This window comes from Lysobacter sp. MMG2 (assembly GCF_016735495.2).
Classification (GTDB): Bacteria; Pseudomonadota; Gammaproteobacteria; order Xanthomonadales; family Xanthomonadaceae; genus Lysobacter_J.
Map to the genome: position 1 here is coordinate 148,026 of NZ_JAERQY020000001.1, position 17,958 is coordinate 165,983.

Annotated in this window: 18 protein-coding genes; 6 read left to right on the top strand and 12 right to left on the bottom strand. The window is 67.0% G+C overall.

What is annotated here, in order from left to right; all coding sequences use genetic code 11:
* Positions 1–50: 50 nt before the first annotated feature.
* The 11 genes from JI752_RS00700 to JI752_RS00750 form a co-directional block, all read right to left on the bottom strand.
* Positions 51–1,469: a wax ester/triacylglycerol synthase family O-acyltransferase gene (locus JI752_RS00700; RefSeq protein ID WP_254200125.1), complete on the bottom strand. Its 1,419-nt coding sequence runs from the start codon at positions 1,467–1,469 to the stop codon at positions 51–53.
* A gap of 114 nt (positions 1,470–1,583) precedes the next feature.
* Positions 1,584–3,023, bottom strand: coding sequence for a deoxyribodipyrimidine photo-lyase (locus JI752_RS00705; RefSeq protein WP_216958014.1), 1,440 nt, complete (start codon positions 3,021–3,023; stop codon positions 1,584–1,586).
* A 101-nt stretch (positions 3,024–3,124) separates the two neighbouring features.
* A complete protein-coding gene (gene alr / locus JI752_RS00710) occupies positions 3,125–4,255 on the bottom strand; it encodes an alanine racemase (RefSeq protein WP_216958017.1) in 1,131 nt (376 codons plus the stop codon).
* Positions 4,256–4,441: 186 nt separating this feature from the next.
* Positions 4,442–4,810: a glycine zipper 2TM domain-containing protein gene (locus JI752_RS00715; protein WP_216958019.1), complete on the bottom strand. Its 369-nt coding sequence runs from the start codon at positions 4,808–4,810 to the stop codon at positions 4,442–4,444.
* A gap of 58 nt (positions 4,811–4,868) precedes the next feature.
* A complete protein-coding gene (locus JI752_RS00720; RefSeq protein ID WP_216958022.1) occupies positions 4,869–5,102 on the bottom strand; it encodes a KTSC domain-containing protein in 234 nt (77 codons plus the stop codon).
* A gap of 45 nt (positions 5,103–5,147) precedes the next feature.
* Complete coding sequence (locus JI752_RS00725; RefSeq protein ID WP_216958024.1) at positions 5,148–6,563, bottom strand: replicative DNA helicase; 1,416 nt, start codon at positions 6,561–6,563, stop codon at positions 5,148–5,150.
* A 208-nt stretch (positions 6,564–6,771) separates the two neighbouring features.
* Positions 6,772–7,086 (bottom strand): hypothetical protein, encoded by a 315-nt coding sequence (locus JI752_RS00730; protein ID WP_216958026.1) that lies wholly within the window; start codon positions 7,084–7,086, stop codon positions 6,772–6,774.
* A gap of 155 nt (positions 7,087–7,241) precedes the next feature.
* Positions 7,242–7,694: a 50S ribosomal protein L9 gene (rplI, locus tag JI752_RS00735; RefSeq protein WP_216958028.1), complete on the bottom strand. Its 453-nt coding sequence runs from the start codon at positions 7,692–7,694 to the stop codon at positions 7,242–7,244.
* A 151-nt stretch (positions 7,695–7,845) separates the two neighbouring features.
* Entirely contained in the window at positions 7,846–8,076 is a 231-nt protein-coding gene (gene rpsR / locus JI752_RS00740) for a 30S ribosomal protein S18 (protein WP_216958031.1), read from the bottom strand.
* 11 nt (positions 8,077–8,087) lie between these two features.
* A complete protein-coding gene (rpsF, locus tag JI752_RS00745) occupies positions 8,088–8,516 on the bottom strand; it encodes a 30S ribosomal protein S6 (protein WP_216958033.1) in 429 nt (142 codons plus the stop codon).
* Positions 8,517–8,706: 190 nt separating this feature from the next.
* Positions 8,707–10,506: a DUF885 domain-containing protein gene (locus tag JI752_RS00750; protein ID WP_216958035.1), complete on the bottom strand. Its 1,800-nt coding sequence runs from the start codon at positions 10,504–10,506 to the stop codon at positions 8,707–8,709.
* Between the two features lie 137 nt (positions 10,507–10,643).
* Between JI752_RS00750 and xth the strand changes: the two genes are divergently transcribed.
* The 5 genes from xth (at position 10,644) to JI752_RS00775 (ending at position 16,413) form a co-directional block, all read left to right on the top strand.
* Positions 10,644–11,495, top strand: a complete 852-nt coding sequence (xth, locus tag JI752_RS00755; protein WP_345777306.1) for an exodeoxyribonuclease III — start codon at positions 10,644–10,646, stop codon at positions 11,493–11,495.
* A 351-nt stretch (positions 11,496–11,846) separates the two neighbouring features.
* Positions 11,847–12,458 carry a BON domain-containing protein gene (locus JI752_RS00760; RefSeq protein WP_216958037.1) on the top strand — a complete coding sequence of 204 codons (612 nt, stop codon included), beginning with the start codon at positions 11,847–11,849 and terminating at the stop codon, positions 12,456–12,458.
* A gap of 210 nt (positions 12,459–12,668) precedes the next feature.
* Complete coding sequence (locus tag JI752_RS00765; protein WP_216958038.1) at positions 12,669–14,534, top strand: ABC transporter ATP-binding protein; 1,866 nt, start codon at positions 12,669–12,671, stop codon at positions 14,532–14,534.
* Positions 14,535–14,610: 76 nt separating this feature from the next.
* A complete protein-coding gene (locus tag JI752_RS00770; protein ID WP_216958039.1) occupies positions 14,611–15,807 on the top strand; it encodes a PQQ-dependent sugar dehydrogenase in 1,197 nt (398 codons plus the stop codon).
* A gap of 171 nt (positions 15,808–15,978) precedes the next feature.
* On the top strand, positions 15,979–16,413 hold the full coding sequence (locus JI752_RS00775; RefSeq protein ID WP_216958040.1) for a nuclear transport factor 2 family protein: 435 nt from the start codon (positions 15,979–15,981) through the stop codon (positions 16,411–16,413).
* A 77-nt stretch (positions 16,414–16,490) separates the two neighbouring features.
* Here JI752_RS00775 and JI752_RS00780 read toward each other — a convergent pair whose 3' ends face one another.
* Positions 16,491–17,036, bottom strand: coding sequence for a DUF488 domain-containing protein (locus JI752_RS00780; RefSeq protein WP_254200126.1), 546 nt, complete (start codon positions 17,034–17,036; stop codon positions 16,491–16,493).
* Between the two features lie 105 nt (positions 17,037–17,141).
* On the opposite strand from JI752_RS00780, the gene JI752_RS00785 reads away from it, so the two are divergent.
* Positions 17,142–17,951 (top strand): ferredoxin--NADP reductase, encoded by an 810-nt coding sequence (locus JI752_RS00785; RefSeq protein WP_216958042.1) that lies wholly within the window; start codon positions 17,142–17,144, stop codon positions 17,949–17,951.
* The last annotated feature ends 7 nt before the right edge of the window (positions 17,952–17,958 follow it).

The following is a 17,958-nucleotide window of genomic DNA, read 5'->3' on the forward strand; positions in this document are numbered from 1 at the left end:
CAAGCTAACCACGTTCACGTCTTTTAGGAGTGATCGACCGCACAGCTTATTCAGTTTGCGGCAGGCATCAATGCTTCGGCGGCGTCGGCATCCAGGCGCGTGTCCCAGTTCCCCATCAGCGACAGATACAGCAGCTTCTCGAATTCCGCACCGAAGCGGCGAATCACTGCGTCGGGATCGGGGATCAATCGACCATCTGCGATCAGACCAAAATGCACGCGACCGTTGTAGCTCAGGATCGAAATGCCCACGCCGATCGAACCGGTCTGCGGCACCCAGAACATCATCTCGCGCAGCATGCAGCCGGCCAGATAAAGCGGCTGCTGCGGGCCAGGCACGTTGGTCGCTACCGCCGTGGCCTTGCGGCTGAAAAGCTCCAGCGCGAGCCCCTGCACCGACGCCGGCGCCATGCCCAACGCGGCGAGCAGCCCGTAGGCAACGATGGCCTGGCGCGATTGTTTGAGGTCTTCCATGCACTGCGCGACCCGTTCCAGTCGACGGATCGGATTGCCCTCGCCCACCGGCAGGTCGAGGAACACCAGCCCGAAGTGATTGCCCAGCTTGCGTGCATGTTCGAGCGGCCGCAGGTTCACCGGCACCGTGGCGCGCAGCGTGAGGCCATCGACGTGGTCACCTCGCTCGATCATGTAACTGCGCAGCGCGCCGGCGGCGGTGGCCATCAGCACATCGTTGACGGTGCAGTCACACGCGCGTCCGACGGCTTTCACTTCCTCCAGGTCCAGCGGCTCGGCCCAGGCCACGCGCTTGCTCACGCCCAGGCGACCGCGCAGCAACGACGGTGGATCGTCCGAAAGCGCCAGCGCATTGAGCAGCTCGCGTGCGATCTCGCCGCCTTCCTTCGCCAGCACCGCGGCGAGGGTCGGATCGCGGTACATCTCCAATCCCTTTTCGACGACCTTGCTTCCCAGTTGCACGTAGCGGTCCACGGCACCGACGCGACGCGCCACCCCGGCATGCTGCTGCTTGAGCCAGGTGCGCGGCAGCTCGGTGCCGTCGTCGGCATCGGGGCCGGTGTCGGTCAGCGAGAGCAGCACCTGCACCAGCGCGATGCCGTCGGCATAGCTGTGATGGATGCGCGCTACCAGCGCCGAGCCACCACCCTCATAGCGTTCGACCAGATGAAACTGCCAGAGCGGGCGATCGTGGTTGAGCGCCGAAGACGCCAACTGGCTGACGAACCGTTCCAGCGTGCGCTTGTCGCCCCGGCCCGGCAACGCGGCATGCTGGACGTGCCAGTCCAGGTTGAAGTTCAGATCGGTTTCCCACTGTGCGCCGGACGGGGTGACCACGGCCTTTTGGCGGAAGCGCCGGTACGACAGGAAGCGCTGCTTCACCACGCGCTTGAGGCGCTCCAGCGACATCGGCTCGGCGAACATCAGCACGCCGGTGATCATCATCGGATTGGTCGGCCGCTCCATGCGCAGCCAGGCGGTATCCACCCGCGACATCGGTTCCCGGCGACCGCGCCGGCGTGCCCTTGCTCGCGTCTGCGCCATGGCCATCCGTTCTCCTGTGCGTCCTCGTTCGAGTGAATCACGCCCCTGCAAGCAGCGTCAACGCGATCATCCGGCGCGCAGCTTGCGATAGGCCGCCAACGCCGCGTCGCGACCGGCGCCCATGTCCACCAGTGGTTGCGGCGGATAGTCCGGGGCGACGCGCCGAAGGGCCGCCGGGTCCTGCCACGGTGCGAAGCGCAGTGGCACCGGCAGCCCGGCCAGTTCGGGCAGCCAGCGCGCGATGTAACGGCCATCGGGATCGAACTTCGACGCCTGCAGCACCGGATTGAACACACGAAAGTACGGCGCGGCATCCGCTCCCGTGCCGGCGACCCATTGCCAGCCGAGCGTGTTGTTGGCCAGATCCGCGTCGACCAGCGTGTCCCAGAACCAACGCGCGCCGTGCCGCCAGTGGTAGCGAAGGTGCTTGGTCAGGAAGCTCGCCACGATCATGCGCACGCGGTTGTGCATCCAGCCGGTGGCCCACAGTTCGCGCATGCCGGCATCGATGATCGGAACGCCGGTGGCCCCGCGTTGCCAGTCGGCCATGCGGGCCTCCGATGCGTTGGCCCACGGGAAGTCGTTGAACCGCGCGTCGAAGTTGTGATCCGGCGTTTCCGGGAAGTGGTGCAGCAGGTGGTAGGCGAATTCGCGCCAGCCCAGTTCGCGCAGGTAGGCGTCGACATCGCCGCCATTGGCGGCGCTGCGCTCGCGCTCCAGCACGGACGCCACCCGCCAGGGCGCGATCTCGCCGAAGTGAAGGTGCGGCGACAGGCGCGACGTGCCGACGCGGTCCGGGCGATCACGCTGCTCGCCGTAACCGCGCAGCGCGCCGTCGACGAAGGTTTCCAGCGCGGCGCGCGCGCCCTCCTCGCCCGGCGTCCATTCGTTCCAGAAGGCGCGATCCCAGTCGCGTTCCGGGGCCAGGTGGAGCGCATCCAATGGCACGCCGGACGGCCCCTCTTCGCTCGAGGGCAGTCGGCCCGCCGCATCGGAGCACAAGCCCAGCTGCCACTGCGCCAGCAGCGCCTTCCAGAACGGCGTGAACACCTTGAACGGCTGCCCCTGCTTGTTGCGCACCATCCACGGCTCGAACAACAACGCGGCATTGAAGCTCTCCGCGCGCAGGCCCTGCTGGCGCAGCGTGGTCTTGATGTTCGCATCGCGGCGCTCGTAGGCCGGTTCGTAGCGACGGTTCCAGAACACCGCCTCGGCACCCGTGGTCGCGATCAGCGACTGCAGCGTCGCCAGGCTCGGACCGAAGAAGTAGCGCAGGTGCGAGCCGCGCTTGCGCAGCGCGCCGTCCAGCGCGGCCAGCGAGCGATGCCGCCATGCGTCGGAGGCCGCACCGGGCTTCCAGTCGCCGCCTTCGTCCGGCGCATGGATGTAGACCGGGATCGGCACGTAGCCGTTGTCGAGTGCGGCCTGCAAGGCGGGGTTGTCGTCCAGCCGCAGGTCATTGCGGAACCAGACCAGCGCCAGCGCTGTCGACTCGCTTGCGGACATCACGGCACCCGGGATCGGAAGGCGACCTCGCCGCGATCAGTATGCCCAAGGCCGGCGTGAATGCAGCGGCGATCGCGCTGCATCCCCGGCTTGCCACGGGGTCAGCCCGGCCCGCCCCGGTACTCGCGCGGAATGCGGTCGTTGAGGCCGACGAGGATTTCGTAGGGGATGGTCCCGGCCAGCGCAGCGACGTCCTCGGCACGGATGGCCTCGTCGCCCTGCCGGCCGATGAGGACGACTTCGTCCTCGTTCCAGGCGCTGTCTTGACCGATGTCGACCATGAACTGGTCCATGCACACGCGCCCGACGATGGGATAACGCTGCCCGCGGATCAGCACCTCACCGCGCGAGGACAACGAACGCGGGAAACCGTCGCCATAGCCGATCGGCACGGTGACCACGCGGGTGTCGTGGTCGCAGCGCCAGGTCGCCCCGTAGCTGACGGTGTTGCCCGCCTTCACCACCTTGAAATACACGACCTGCGAGCCGAGCGTCATCGCCGGCTTCACATCAATGGTGCGTTGCGACGCCGGGTCGGGCAGCACGCCGTAAAGCACGATGCCGGGACGCACCATGTCCAGCCAGGTCTGCGGGAAATGCAGCACACCGCCGGAGTTGGCCAGGTGCCGCAGCGGCATCGGCGCGCCGGCGCGTTCGATGTGCGAGCAGGCGTCGTGGAAGCGCTCGACCTGCTGCAACGTCATCGGCGAAGCCGGGTCGTCCGAGCATGCCAGGTGCGAATAGATGCCCTTGAGCTCGCACCACTTCGAACCCACCGCCGCCTCGATGAACGGCCGCGACGAATAGCTGTGCACGCCGATGCGCTCCATCCCGGTGTCGATCTTGAGATGGATCACCGCACGGCGCTCCATCGCCTCGGCCGCGGCTTCGACCTGACGCAGCTTGTCGAGCGAGGAAACGGTGATCTCCAGATCGTGCGCGATGAACTGCGCCACCTGCGGGCCGAAGATGCCGCCCAGCACCAGCACCGGCGCGGTCACGCCCGCACGTCGCAGGGCGATGCCCTCCTCCACGAACGCCACGCCCAACTGCTCCACCCCCTGCGCCTGCAGATGCAGCGCCACCGGCACGAGCCCGTGGCCGTAGGCGTTGGCCTTGACGATGCCCATGACGGGCACGCCGACGTGCGCACGGATGGTGCGCAGGTTGTGGGAAAGGTGGTCCAGGTCGACCGTGATGCGAGTCGGACGCTCGCTGACGGCCGGGGGCATGCCGGGCGTTTGCTGCACTTCGGTCCCGATGCGGAGGGGATGCGGGGCTTCATTCTAAGCAGAAGCAGCGCCCACGAATGCGCTACGGGCGCAATGCAAGGCGCCGTTCCCGCTCGGCCGGCATCACGCGGACGTCCGGGGATTCCGGCCTAAACGCGCGAGACGGGACTGGCAGGATGCCGGGCGCTATGGATCGCAGCGCCGCTCGACCACCGTTTCGGTCTTCTTCTGCTGGTTGTCCTGGATCTTGCGACCGGCGAACGCGCCGCCGACGGCACCGGCCGCCGTGGCGATCTTCTTGCCGCTGCCCCCGCCCACCTGGTTGCCGAGCAGGCCGCCGGCGAGGCCACCGACCACCGTGCCGGTGATCTTGTGCTCGTCCTTGACCTCCTTGGGCTTCTCGACTTCGACGTCGTAGCAGCGCGGTTGCTTGGTGCTCGCGCTGCTCTTGGCGGCAGTGGAACTCTTGGTCTGCCAGGCGGCAGCGTTAGACGTCAGCGCCAGGCCGAGCGCGCCCAGGATCAGGGCGGGAACGAATGTGCGGGAACGACGCATGGTGACGACTCCGATGGGACCATGCCCCAACGCTGCACCGTCGTTCGTTAGGGCGACGTCAATCCGCGCCTTCGTCGCTGTCCATGCGGATGTAGTCGAATCCCGCGTCGCGCAGGTACTGCGCGAAGAACCGACCTTGCGACGGTGCCGTCATCATCCCGGCATGCAGTTCGGGGGGCACATCGAAGTAACGGTAGACGGCGCCGCCTTCGAACTCGACCTCCAGCAGCCGCCGGTCCGGGTCGTAACCGACGCTGACGATCGCCTGAGATTCCACATGCTCGCGCTCCATGCGGCGCAGCGTAGGTGCTGCGCCGTGAGCCGTGCGTCGTCGCGCTTACTCGAAACTTCCGACCGAATCGTGCGAGAGGTTGTCGAAGCGCGTGTACTCGCCGAAGAACTTGAGCTTGCACGAACCCGTCGGGCCCGAACGCTGCTTGCCGATGATGACCTCGGCCAGTCCCTTGTCCGGCGAGTTCTCCTTGTTGTAGTAGTCGTCGCGGTAAATGAACATGATCATGTCCGCATCCTGCTCGATGGCGCCCGATTCGCGAAGGTCGGCCATGACGGGGCGTTTGTCGGTACGCGTTTCCAGCGAGCGGTTGAGCTGCGAGAGCGCGATCACCGGCACCTGCAGTTCCTTGGCCAGGCCCTTGAGCGAGCGCGAGATCTCGGAGATTTCCGTCGCGCGGTTTTCGCTGTTGCCAGGCACGGACATCAGCTGCAGGTAGTCGATGACGATCAGGCCCAGGCCGCCGTGCTCGCGCTTGAGGCGACGCGCCTTGGCGGCCAGCTTCACCGGCGACAGGCCGGGCTCGTCGTCGATGAAGATCTTCACCTCGCGCAACTGGCGGATCGCGCCGGTGACGCGGCTCCAGTCCTCGTCTTCCAGCTGGCCCGTACGCAGGCGCTGCGCGTTGACGCGACCGACCGAGGAGATCAGTCGCATCGCCAGCTGCGAGGCCGACATTTCCATCGAGAACACCGCCACCGGCAGCTTGCTGCGGAAGGCGGCGGTCTCGGCCATGTTCAGCGCGAGCGTGGTCTTGCCCATCGCCGGACGCGCCGCGAGGATGATCAGGTCGGTCTTCTGCAGGCCGGCCGTCATCATGTCGAGCTCGGTATAGCCGGTCGACAGGCCCGTCACGCCGCCGCCGTTGGTGTAACGCGTCTGCAGGGTGTCGAAGGCCTCCGACAGCGCCTTGGTCACCGGAGTGAAATCGGTCTTGCCGGTCGAGCTGGCCTGGGCAATCGCCAGCACCTGGCGCTCGGCCTCTTCCAGGATCTCGCTGGAGTCGCGGCCGTCGGGCTGGAAGCCGTCGTTGACGATGCCCGTGCCCACGTCGATCAGCTGCCGCAGGATCGCCTTGTCGCGGACGATCTCGGCGTAGGCGACGATGTTGGCGGCCGAAGGCGTGGTGCTGGCCAGCTCGATCAGGTAGGCGCCACCGGCGACCTGTTCGCTCAGGCCCTGCGATTCGAACCATTCGCCCAGCGTGACCGCGTCGAACGGCCGGTTCTTGTCGGCCAGTTCGCGGATCGCGCGGTAGATGAGCTGGTGGTCGCGACGGTAGAAGTCGTTGTCGTGAAGCTGGTCGGCGATCCGGTCCCAGGAATCCGGCGCCAGCATGAGGCCGCCGAGCACCGCCTGCTCCGCTTCGATCGACTGGGGCGGCACGCGCAACTGGTCGACCCGCTGCTCGCTGCGCGTCTCGAACCGCTTCTCACCGCGAAAACCAGTTCGTGCGCTCATGCCCTCAGTCACCCCTTCCCTGCGCCGTGATGGCGGACATGTCGTTGTCGCGGGTCGGGCATCGTAGACGCGGAACGCGTCGGAGCGTTGCAGATAAGTCTGTGGATATCGCGTGGATACTCATGCGCCGCATGAGCGCACAGGCGTGTCGCACACGATGAGACGACGGACGGTAGGCAAGCTGCGCCCCACGCAAGGGCGCAGGGACTCAGTTCGCGCTGGCCTGCGCCCCGATGCGGGCGCACAGGCCGGGCGAGATGACGGAGAGCAGCTCGTCCAAGGCCTCGTCGCGCCAGCGGCCGACACGTCGCGTCTGGCCGGTGCCGGCGATGTGCTGGTCGATCAGGCGGGCGATGATCGGAAAGAGCGCGTCGCCATCCGCCTCGCAGGCTTCGCGCAGGCTGGCGGCGATCAGGTCGGGGAAGGACGGCGCGACCTGGCGGGCGGGTGTGCAGGTCTGCAGGCCGGAGGGAGTCAGATCCAGTGACGGGTCGAACGAGAAAACGTCAAGGCTCTGGTCCATGGCGGCAACGTCAGGGTGGGTAGCGCGACTCTGTCACGCACGCGCCCACTACCCTATCGGAAGAATCCGAAAACGCTCCAGACCTTTCCGAACGCCTCAAAGAGAAAGGGCGCCCTGGGGCGCCCTTTCCATGAAGCCTTGGTGCAGTAACCGGATCAGGCGACTTCGCCGACCACGATGACCTTGACGGTGGCTTCGATGTCGGCGTGCAGGTGCACAACGACTTCGTGCTCGCCGGTGCGACGCAGCGGGCCTTCGCCCAGCACGACTTCCGACTTCTCGACCTTGTGGCCCAGCTTGGTCAGCGCCTCGGCGATATCGCGCGGGCTGATCGAGCCGTACAGCTTGCCTTCGGTGGAGGCGTTGGCCGAGATGGTCACCTCGACGCCGTCCAGCGCGGCCTTGCGGCCTTCGGCACCCTCGAGGGAGGCCTTGGCCTTGGCTTCGTACTCGGCGCGGCGCGCCTCGAACTCGGCCAGGTTGGCCGGGGTCGCCGGGGCGGCCTTGCCGTACGGGATCAGGTAGTTGCGGCCGAAGCCCGGCTTGACGCTGACCTTGTCGCCGAGCTTGCCGAGGTTCTGCACGTTCTGCAGGAGGATCAGTTGCATGGTGTTGCTCCGTATTCGTTAGCGAGCCTCGAGGCCCGCAGCGGGTTGCGCTGTCCGAAGACCGCGGCGTCTTTCCCTCGCCCCTGCCCTCTCCCGGCAGCGGGAGAGGGGGACAAGGTGTTTCCTCCCAGCGGGAGGAAACGACGTCGCCTTAGGCGTTGTGGTTGTCGGTGTACGGGATCAGAGCCAGGAAGCGGGCGCGCTTGACGGCGGCCGACAGCTGGCGCTGGTACTTCGACTTGGTACCGGTCACGCGGCTCGGCACGATCTTGCCGGTCTCGGTGAGGTACTGGCGCAGGGTGTTGAGATCCTTGTAGTCGATCTCCTTCACACCCTCGGCGGTGAACTTGCAGAACTTGCGGCGACGGAAGAACTTGGACATTTGGGTGATCCTCAGGCGGCTTCGGCGTTGTCGTCGGCGTTGTCATCGGCGGTGCCGACGCTCTCGCCTTCCTCGTCACGGCGACGGCGTTCGCCGCGCTCGGGCTTGTCGCCCTTCTCGTCCTTGTACTTCATGATCAGCGACTGCTCGGTGTCCGGGCCGTCGCGCTTGATCACGAGGTGGCGCAGGACGGCGTCGTTGAAACGGAAACCGTCGACCAGCTCGTTGAGCACGTTCTGGGTGCACTCGATGTTGAGCAGGACGTAGTGGGCCTTGACCAGGTTCTCGATCGGGTAGGCCAGCTGACGGCGGCCCCAGTCCTCGAGACGGTGGATCTTGCCTTCGCCGCCTTCGATCAAGCCCTTGTAGCGCTCGATCATGGCCGGCACCTGCTCGCTCTGGTCCGGATGGACCAGGAACACGACTTCGTAATGACGCATGGTGTGATTCCTTGTGGATGATGGCCGGGCGGGAACGTCATTCACCGCGCGTCCGGATCAGCCCCCCGGGCCCGGAAGTGGGCGCAGTGGAGCAAGGTCTCCCGGCGGCCGGAGCCGCGGGAGCCGGAAATTATGGCCGATTCAATGGCTTGGGCGCAAATGTGCGTGCGCCCTGCCCCGCGGCCCCGCCTCAGGCCGCCTTCTGGGCCTCGATCCAGGCGTCGATGTGCGCTTCCAGGGCCTCCAGCGGCACGGACCCGGTCTCCAGCACCGCATCGTTGAAGGCGCGCAGGTCGAACTTCGGCCCCAGCTGCTTCGTCGCCTTCTCACGCAGTTCGGAGATCTTGAGCTGGCCGATCTTGTAGGCCAGCGCCTGGCCCGGCCAGCCGATGTAGCGGTCGATCTCGTTGACCACGTCCTGGCGGGTCTTGGGCGCGTTGTCCATGAAGAAGGCGATGGCCTGGTCCCGGCTCCAGCCCTTGCTGTGCATGCCGGTGTCCACCACCAGGCGCACCGCGCGCCACATGTCGTAGGCGAGCTGGCCCATGCGGTCGTAGGGATCGTCGTACAGGCCCATGTCGTAGCCCAGGCGCTCGGCATACAGACCCCAGCCCTCACCGTAGGCGACGAAGTAACCCACGCGACGGAACATCGGCACATCCGGCAGTTCCATGCCACGCGCGAACTGGAAGTGGTGCCCGGGCACGGCTTCGTGCAGCGACAGCGCCATCATTTCCCACTTCGGCCGGACCTCGGGCTTGTAGAGGTTCACGTAGTAGAAGCCGGCGCGGGTGCCGTCCACGGCGCCTGGCTGGTAGTAGGCCGTCGTGGTGTCGGGGGCGATGTTGTCCGGGATCGGCCGCACGCCGTACGGCAGGCGCGGGATGGTCTTGAAGACCTTCACCAGTTCCGGGTCGATCCGCTTGGAGATCGCCTCGTACCCGGTGAACAGCTCCTGCGGTGTCTTGTAGAAGAACTTGGGATCGGTGCGCAGGTGGTCGAAGAACTGCGCCAGCGTGCCCTTGAAGCCGACCTCCGCCTTCACCTTCCCCATCTCGCCACGAATGCGCGCGACTTCCTTCAGGCCGATGTTGTGGATCTGGTCGGCCGTCAGGTTCGTCGTCGTGAAATAGCGGGCCACGAAGTCGTAGTACGCCTTGCCGTCGGGCAGATCGACCGCAGCGATCGACTCGCGCGTCTTGGGCAGGTAGTCGTTCTTGAAGAAGGCGTCGAACTGACGGTAGGCCGGCACGACGCTCTCGGCGATGACCTGCTTCGCCTCGCTCTGCAACGCCACGCGGTCGGCCTCGCCGATCGCGTCCGGGAATTTCGCAAACGGCTTGTAGAACGGACTCTTCGTCGGATCGTCGACCAACTGGGACTGGATCTGCGCCGGCACGCGCTCCATCAGCACGCGCGGCGGCGTGTTGCCGGCGGCGATGCCTTCGCGCATCAGCGCCTGGTTCTGTTCGAGCAGCGCCGGCAGGGCGCGCATGCGTGCCAGCCAGTCGCGATAGTCCTTGACGCTGGCGAACGGCAGCACCTCGGCGATGCCCTCCGCGTTCTGCACGCCACCGCGCTGGCTGATCGGGCGCAGGTATTCGCGGTACTTCTGCCGCTCGACGGCCTTCTCCAGATCCCAGGCGAAGACGTCGTAGTTCAGTCGATCCGCTTCGCTCAGTGCATTGCGGTCGATCGCCTTCAAGCGCTGCAGCGCCTGGCGGTCGCCGTCCATGCGCTGCTGGATCGCGGCCATCGACATGTCGGTCCAGCGATCGTTGTAGCGCTTGTCGCCGCGCCAGCTCGCCTCCTCCGGGTTTTCGCGCATGCCGCGTTCCCATTCCTCGGCAAACAACGCGTGCAGCGCCTGCGCGGCCGAACTGGCGGGTTGGGCCTGCGTGGACGGCGTGCGGGTGGGCGCCTGCGCCCATGCGAGCGGCGCGGACAGACCGGCGGCGACGACCGCGGCGAGCAGTGCGTGACGGAGCATCGTGTCGTTCCCCTGGAAAGCGGAAGCCGAGTCTAGCCGTCGGCGCGCGGATGCGGGACCTGTCGGACGTCGGGAACCGGGCCTTCACGAGTGCCGGGATAGCGTGGCGCCTTCGTGCGGACGGAGCCCGATGCGGCGTGAAGATCGCCACGTTCAACATCAACGGCGTGAACACCCGGCTGGACGCGCTGCTCGCGTGGCTGCGCAAGGAACAGCCGGATGTGGCCTGCCTGCAGGAACTGAAAGCCCCGCAGGACGCCTTCCCCGCCCAGGCCATCGCCGACGCCGGCTACGGCGCGATCTGGCACGGCCAGAAATCGTGGAACGGCGTGGCGATCCTCGCCCGTGACGCGGAACCGGGGGAGATCGGCCGCGGCCTGCCGGGCGATCCCGAGGACAGCCAGAGCCGCTACATCGAGGCGGCCGTGGATGGCATCGTCGTGGTCTGCCTGTACCTGCCCAACGGCAATCCGCAGCCCGGGCCGAAGTTCGACTACAAGCTGGCGTGGATGGACCGCCTGTTGGTGCGCGCGCAGCAGTGGTACGACAGCGGCCAGCCGGTGGTCATCGCCGGCGACTACAACGTCGTGCCCACCGACGAGGACATCTACGACCCCAAGTCCTGGCGCAAGGACGCGCTGCTCCAGCCGGAAAGTCGCGAGCGTTACGAACGGCTGCTCGCGATGGGGTGGCTGGATTGCCTGCGGCACGTCTTCGGCGAGGAGCGCGTGTACACGTTCTGGGACTACTTCCGCCAGCACTGGGAACGCAACGCCGGGCTGCGCATCGATCACCTGCTGCTCAACGCGGAACTGGCCCCGCGCTTGCGTGCGGCCGGCGTGGATCGATGGGTCCGGGGACAGCCCAAGCCCAGCGACCATGCGCCGACTTGGATTGAGTTGGGGCCGGGGAAGGCGGTGAAGAAGCGAGTGAAGAAGGCAGTGAAGACGGTGAAGAAGCCCGGAAAGCCCTCCACCAAGACAACCTGAGCCACAGGTTGATTGCAGCTCTTCCCGTTGCCGTCATCCCGGCGAAGGCCGGGACCCAGGCTGTCACGCTGTCGCGGACACATCCCGTCATTCCAGCGAAAGCTGGAATCCATCTTGCTCTATGGAACCGACGCCGCCGCCTCAGACAGAAGCCAAATGGATTCCAGCTTCCGCTGGAATGACGCGGTGAAGTGCGATCACGGGCGAATGCGCGATTGGCCTGGATCCCGGCCTTCGCCGGGATGACGGAGTAGGAAAACACATCGGAACAAAGCGATCACAACCCGTTGCCACCCCGCTAACCGCGACTTCCCCAGCATCGTGGTCCCCACACGACTCCCGGAGCCCGCCATGGCCAGACACCGCGACGACGACCGCGACCGCGAACAACGCCACCGCGACGAGCTCTACCGCGGCCTGCCCTCGGTCACCAACCGCGTCTGGGGCCCCACGCGCGAAGACGACGGGTTCGGCTATCCGGGCCAGGGCGGCTTCGGCGATTTCCGGCAGCCGCCCCGCGACACCGTCGCCAGACCCGAACACGCGCCCCGCATCGGCGGGCATCGCGGGCGCGGCCCGCGCAACTTCACGCGCTCTGACGAGCGCATCGCCGACGACCTGATCGAACGCCTCACCCGCGACGACGACATCGACGCGCGCGAGATTCTCATCGCCGTCGAGTCCGGCGTCGTCACCCTGACCGGCGAAGTGCCCGAGCGTCGCATGAAGCATCTGGCCGAAGACCTCGCCGTCGCCGTGCAGGGCGTGCGCGACGTGCACAACCGCCTGCACGTCGATCGCGGCGCGCATTCGTTCGGCCCGCCCGGCCAGGCCGTGCGCAGCGGTTTCGATCAGCAAGGCAGCGGTTTTTCCAGTTCCTCGTACGACCAGCGCGACGACATCGAAGACCGCGATCGCGACGAGAATCGCCGACGGCCCATGCGGCAGCCGCGGGAGCATTAGGCGCACTTCCTGCTGTCATGCCCTTCCCGCTGTCATCCCCCTTCTTGCCGTCATCCCCGCGAAGGCGGGGATCCAACTCTTCGCTTCATCACCCTTCGCCAGGCATGCAACGCCTGAAAGATGGATCCTCACCTTAGGCGGAGATGACAACCGGGACGTCATCGCCCCCGATGACACCGGCTGCGCACGCACTCAGGGCACAATCGCCACATGAGCGATCCCCACGCGGCCCGTCCCGCCTCCCACCCCAGCCTGCGCGAACGCTTCGACGCGCTGCGCAATCTGCCGCCGTTTCTGCGGCAGATCTGGGCCACCAGCCCGGGACTCACGCTGGCGACGATCTCCCTGCGCGTCGTGCGCGCGTTCCTTCCGGTCGCCACGCTCTACGTCGGCAAACTCATCATCGACGAAGCGGTGCGGCTGGTCGCGGCCGGCAAGGGCTTCGACTCCATCGCGCAGGCCTGGCACGGCGGGCAGCTGGACACGCTGTTCGCGCTGCTGGCATTGGAGTTCGCCCTGGCCATCGGTTCGGACCTGTTGGGCCGCATCGTCAGCTACGGCGATGCGCTGCTGTCGGAGCTGTTCACCAACGCCACCAGCGTGCGCCTGATGGAACACGCGGCGATGCTCGACCTGGAGGACTTCGAGGACCCCGACCTGCAGGACAAGCTCGATCGCGCACGTCGCCAGACGATGGGCCGCATGAACCTGATGAGCCAGTTGTTCGGCCAGGTGCAGGATGCGATCACCGTCGTCAGTTTCGCCGCCGGCCTGCTCGTCTTCGCGCCGTGGCTGATCGTGCTGCTGGCGATCGCGCTGGTGCCGGCGTTCGTCGGCGAAGCGCATTTCAACGCGCTGGGCTACTCGCTCAACTTCGCCTGGACGCCGGAGCGCCGTCAGCTCGAGTACGTGCGCCAGATGGGCGCCAGCGTGGAAACGGCGAAGGAGGTGAAGATCTTCAACCTCCACCGCTTCCTCATCGCCCGCTATCGCGAACTGGCCGAGAAGTTCTTCCGCGCCAACCGCGCCCTCGCCCGCCGCCGCGCCTTCTGGGGCACGCTGCTGGCAGCGCTGGGCACGCTGGCGTACTACATCGCCTACGCCTACATCGCCTGGCGCACGGTGAAGGGCGATTTCAGCATCGGCGACCTCACCTTCCTCGCCGGCAGTTTCCTGCGCCTGCGCCAACTGCTCGAAGGTTTGCTGGTGGGCTTCTCGCAGGTCGCCGGACAGGCGTTGTACCTGGACGACCTGTTCTCGTTCTTCGAGATCGAGCCGGAGATCGTCTCCCCGCCCGATGCGTTGCCGGTGCCGCGCCCGATCGCGCGCGGGTTCGTTTTCGAAAACGTCGGCTTCCGTTATCCGGACGCCGAGAAGTGGGCGCTGCGCGGGCTCGATTTCGAACTGCGCGCCGGTGAAGTGCTGGCGTTGGTCGGCGAGAACGGCGCCGGCAAGACCACCCTGGTGAAACTGCTCGCACGTCTGTACGACCCGGACGAAGGCCGCATCCTGCTCGACGGCCGCGACCTGCGCGAGTACGACCTGGACGACCTGCGCGGCAACGTCGGCGTGATTTTCCAGGACTTCGTGCGCTACCACCTCACCGCCGGCGAGAACATCGGCGTGGGCCGCATCGAAGCGATGGACGACGCCGCGCGCATCCGCGAGGCCGCGCGCCGCGCGGCGGCCGACGAGATGATCGAAAGCCTGCCGCTGCGTTACGACCAGTTGGTCGGCCGGCGCTTCAAGACCGGCGTGGACCTGTCCGGCGGGCAATGGCAGAAGATCGCCATTGCGCGCGCCTACATGCGCGATGCGCAGGTGATGATCCTCGACGAGCCGACGGCGGCGCTGGATGCGCGCGCCGAGTTCGAGGTTTTCCAGCGCTTCAAGGACCTCTCGCGCGGCAAGACCGCGGTGCTGATCTCCCACCGCTTCAGCAGCGTGCGCATGGCCGACCGCATCCTCGTGCTCGCCGAAGGCCGGCTGGAGGCCAGCGGCACCCATGCGGAGCTGCTGGCGCAGGGCGGCCGCTATGCGGAATTGTTCGAACTTCAGGCGGCCGGTTATCGTTGAGCCCCCGGCCGCGACTTTGTCGCTGCGCCCCTCGCCCCATCCTTCGACTGCACATCCGGACAGGAGCCCTGCCCCCATGCGCCATGCCCTGCACTGCACCACGCTCGCCCTCGCCCTTTCGATGACGCTCGTCGCCTGCCAGGCGCGCCAGGGCGAAGGCGACGCCGCCCCGGCCAAGCCCGCCACCGCCGCACCCAAGGCGCTGTCGACGCAGACCGTCGCCAGCCAGAACGGCCAGGTGACGGTCACCACCCTCGCCGGCGGGCTGGAGCACCCGTGGAGCGTCGCCCTGCTGCCCGACGGCGGCTTCCTCGTCACCGAGCGCCCGGGCCGCCTGCGCCATGTCTCTACCGACGGCGCGGTATCCGCGCCCATCACCGGCGTGCCGACCGTCTGGGCCGAAGGCCAGGGCGGCCTGCTCGACGTGGTGCTCGCGCCCGACTTCGCCACCAGCAAGCGCCTCTTCCTGAGCTATTCCGAACCCGGCCCGGACGGCAGCGCCGGCACGGCGGTCGCCACCGCCACGCTCGGCGACGGCGCGCTCACCGACGTGAAGGTGTTCTATCGCCAGGAGCCCAAGCTGGTCGGGCCGAACCACTTCGGCTCGCGCATCGTCTTCGACGGCAAGGGCCATGTCTTCATCAGCCAGGGCGAGCGCAACGACCGTCCGACCTCGCAGAAGCTGGACATGCTGCAGGGCAAGCTCGTGCGCCTGAACCTGGACGGCAGCGTTCCGGCCGACAACCCCTTCGTCGGCCGCAAGGACGCGCGTCCGGAAATCTGGAGTTACGGCCACCGCAACATGCAGTCGCTGGCGCTGGATCCGCGCACCGGCAAGGTGTGGGAAGCCGAACACGGCCCGAAGGGCGGCGACGAGATCAACATCCCCGAGCCGGGCAAGAACTACGGCTGGCCGATCATCACCCACGGCATCAACTACTCCGGCCTGAAGATTCCCGAAGCCGTCGGCACCTCGGCGCCGGGCATGGAGCAGCCGTATCACGTGTGGGAAGTGTCGCCGGGCCTGTCGGGCATGGCCTTCCTCACCGGGCAGCCGGGTTCGAAGTGGAACGACAGCCTGTTCCTGGGCGCATTGGCGGATGGCAGCCTGATCCGCCTGTCGCTCAACGGCGACACGATCACCGGCGAGGAGCGTCTGCTTAAGGACGTCGGCGCGCGCATCCGCGACGTACGCGTAAGCGCCGACGGCAAGGTCTACGTGCTCACCGACGAGACCGACGGCAAGCTGCTGCGACTGGATCCGCCGAGGTGATGGTTCCCTGCTGAATCCCGGCCCCTCTCCTGCTCAGGAGAGGGGTTCGATCAGCCATGTCGCCTTTCCCGTACCCAAGTGCTGTCATTCCCGGATCCCCGCCTTCGCGGGGATGACGGCTTCAGATGCCGCACGATGTTTCGGCGGCCGATCCACACGCAGGGCCACGCCATGATCCGGACGATCCTCCTCACGCTCGCGCTGCTCGCCTCACCGACGGCCTTCGCGTTCGAACGCGATGCCGACCTGCTCGCCATGGACGCCACCTGGAACGAGATGCGCATGAAGCCCGATGTCGAAGGGCTCGAACGCATCCTCGCCGAAGACTGGATGCTCACGCACTCCGACGGCCGCGTGCAGCACAAGGCCGACTATCTCGACGAACTGCGCACCGCCACACGCCGCAACCAGGGCATCGGCAACGAGGACCTGCGTGTCCGCCGCTACGGCGATACGGTCGTGGTCACCGGCACGAGCGTGCAGTCGGGCATCAGCAACGGCCAGCCGTGGAGCGGCCGCTTCCGCTTCACGCGCGTGTGGGTGCAGCGCGATGGCGCGTGGAAGATGATCGCCTCGCACTCCTCGCGCATCGCCGAGGCGAAGTAGCCATCAGTAGGTAGCCCGGGTAAGCGAAGCGCACCCGGGGCACACCTCGCCGCACCGTCCGAACCTGTCGCCTCCGCTTAAAACAGGTCGCCCTGCGCCGTTACCTCATCGGCGCCGTAATCGAGCCGACCGTCGCGGATGCGCGCCGCCTTCGTGTATGGATGCACCTCGCTGCGATCGGGCGCGATGAGGTGGATCACCTCCCTGCCGCGAGATTTCAGGTTGTCGCTGATGAGCGCTCGGTGGCACTGCGTCCAGTGCGCCTCGGCGCACATCACCGCCGTGCGTCGTTGCGCAGCCAGACGCTCCAGGCGATCGCGCGCGTGCTGGAACTCGTCCGTTTCCATGTAGTCCGCGTAGCCGCGGAAGGACGCATTGCGCCATGCAGTGTTGTGCGAATTCGTGCGCGCCGTACGCCGGCCGCCGAGTTCCACCATCGGCACGTACTCGATGCCCGCCTCCAGTAACGCGGCCGCGAGGTACGCGGCGTCGAACTGCGGGTGCCGACGCGAGGCCGGATAGCGCCGCACGTCGGCCACGGCCTGGATTCCGGCCGGCAGCAGCAGATCGACGAAATCGCGCCATTCACGCGTGGAATGGCCCACGGTCCATACGGTTCGCATGGGCCGGAGCATAGTCCGCGCCCGGTCGCCCAGATGAGAATCAATATTGGGTGAAGCCCCCTGGGCTACAATGGCGCCCGATTCCGCCGCTGCCCCACTCCCCCGATGTCCTCCGCGTTTGGCACCGAGACGGTGCTGGATGTCCGTCACTGGACGGACGACTACTTCAGCTTCACCACCACCCGCGATGACGGCTTCCGTTTCGAGAACGGCCAGTTCGTCATGATCGGCCTGCAGGTCGAACAGCCCGACGGTTCGCACAAGCCCTTGCTGCGTGCGTATTCCATCGCCAGCGCGAACTGGGAAGAGCAGCTGGAGTTCTTCAGCATCAAGGTGCCGAACGGCCCGCTGACCTCGCGCCTGAAGTCGATCCAGCCCGGCGATCAGATCCTGATCGGCCGCAAGCCCACGGGCACGTTGCTGATCCACGACCTGCATCCGGGCCGCAACCTGTACCTGCTGGGCACCGGCACGGGACTGGCGCCGTGGCTGGCGGTGATCAAGGATCCGGAAACGTACGAGCGTTTCGACAACGTCATCCTCACGCACGGCGTGCGCAATGCGCAGGACCTGGCTTACCGGGATTACTTCCTCAACGAGTTGCCGCACCACGAGTTCCTCGGCGAGCAGATCGCCGCCAAGCTCAAGTACTACCCGGCGGTGACGCGCGAGGCGTTCGAGTTCGACGGTCGCGACCAGCGCGGCCGCCTCACCGAGCTGTTCGACAGCGGCCGGATGATGGAACACCTGGGCCTTCCATCGCTGGATCCCGAGCACGACCGCGCGATGATCTGCGGCAGCCCGCAGATGCTCGCCGACTTCCGCACGATCCTCGACGGCCGCGGATTCACCGCCGCACCGCGCATCGGCACGCCGGGGCATTACGTGTTCGAGCGGGCGTTCGTGAAGAAGTGAGGACTAC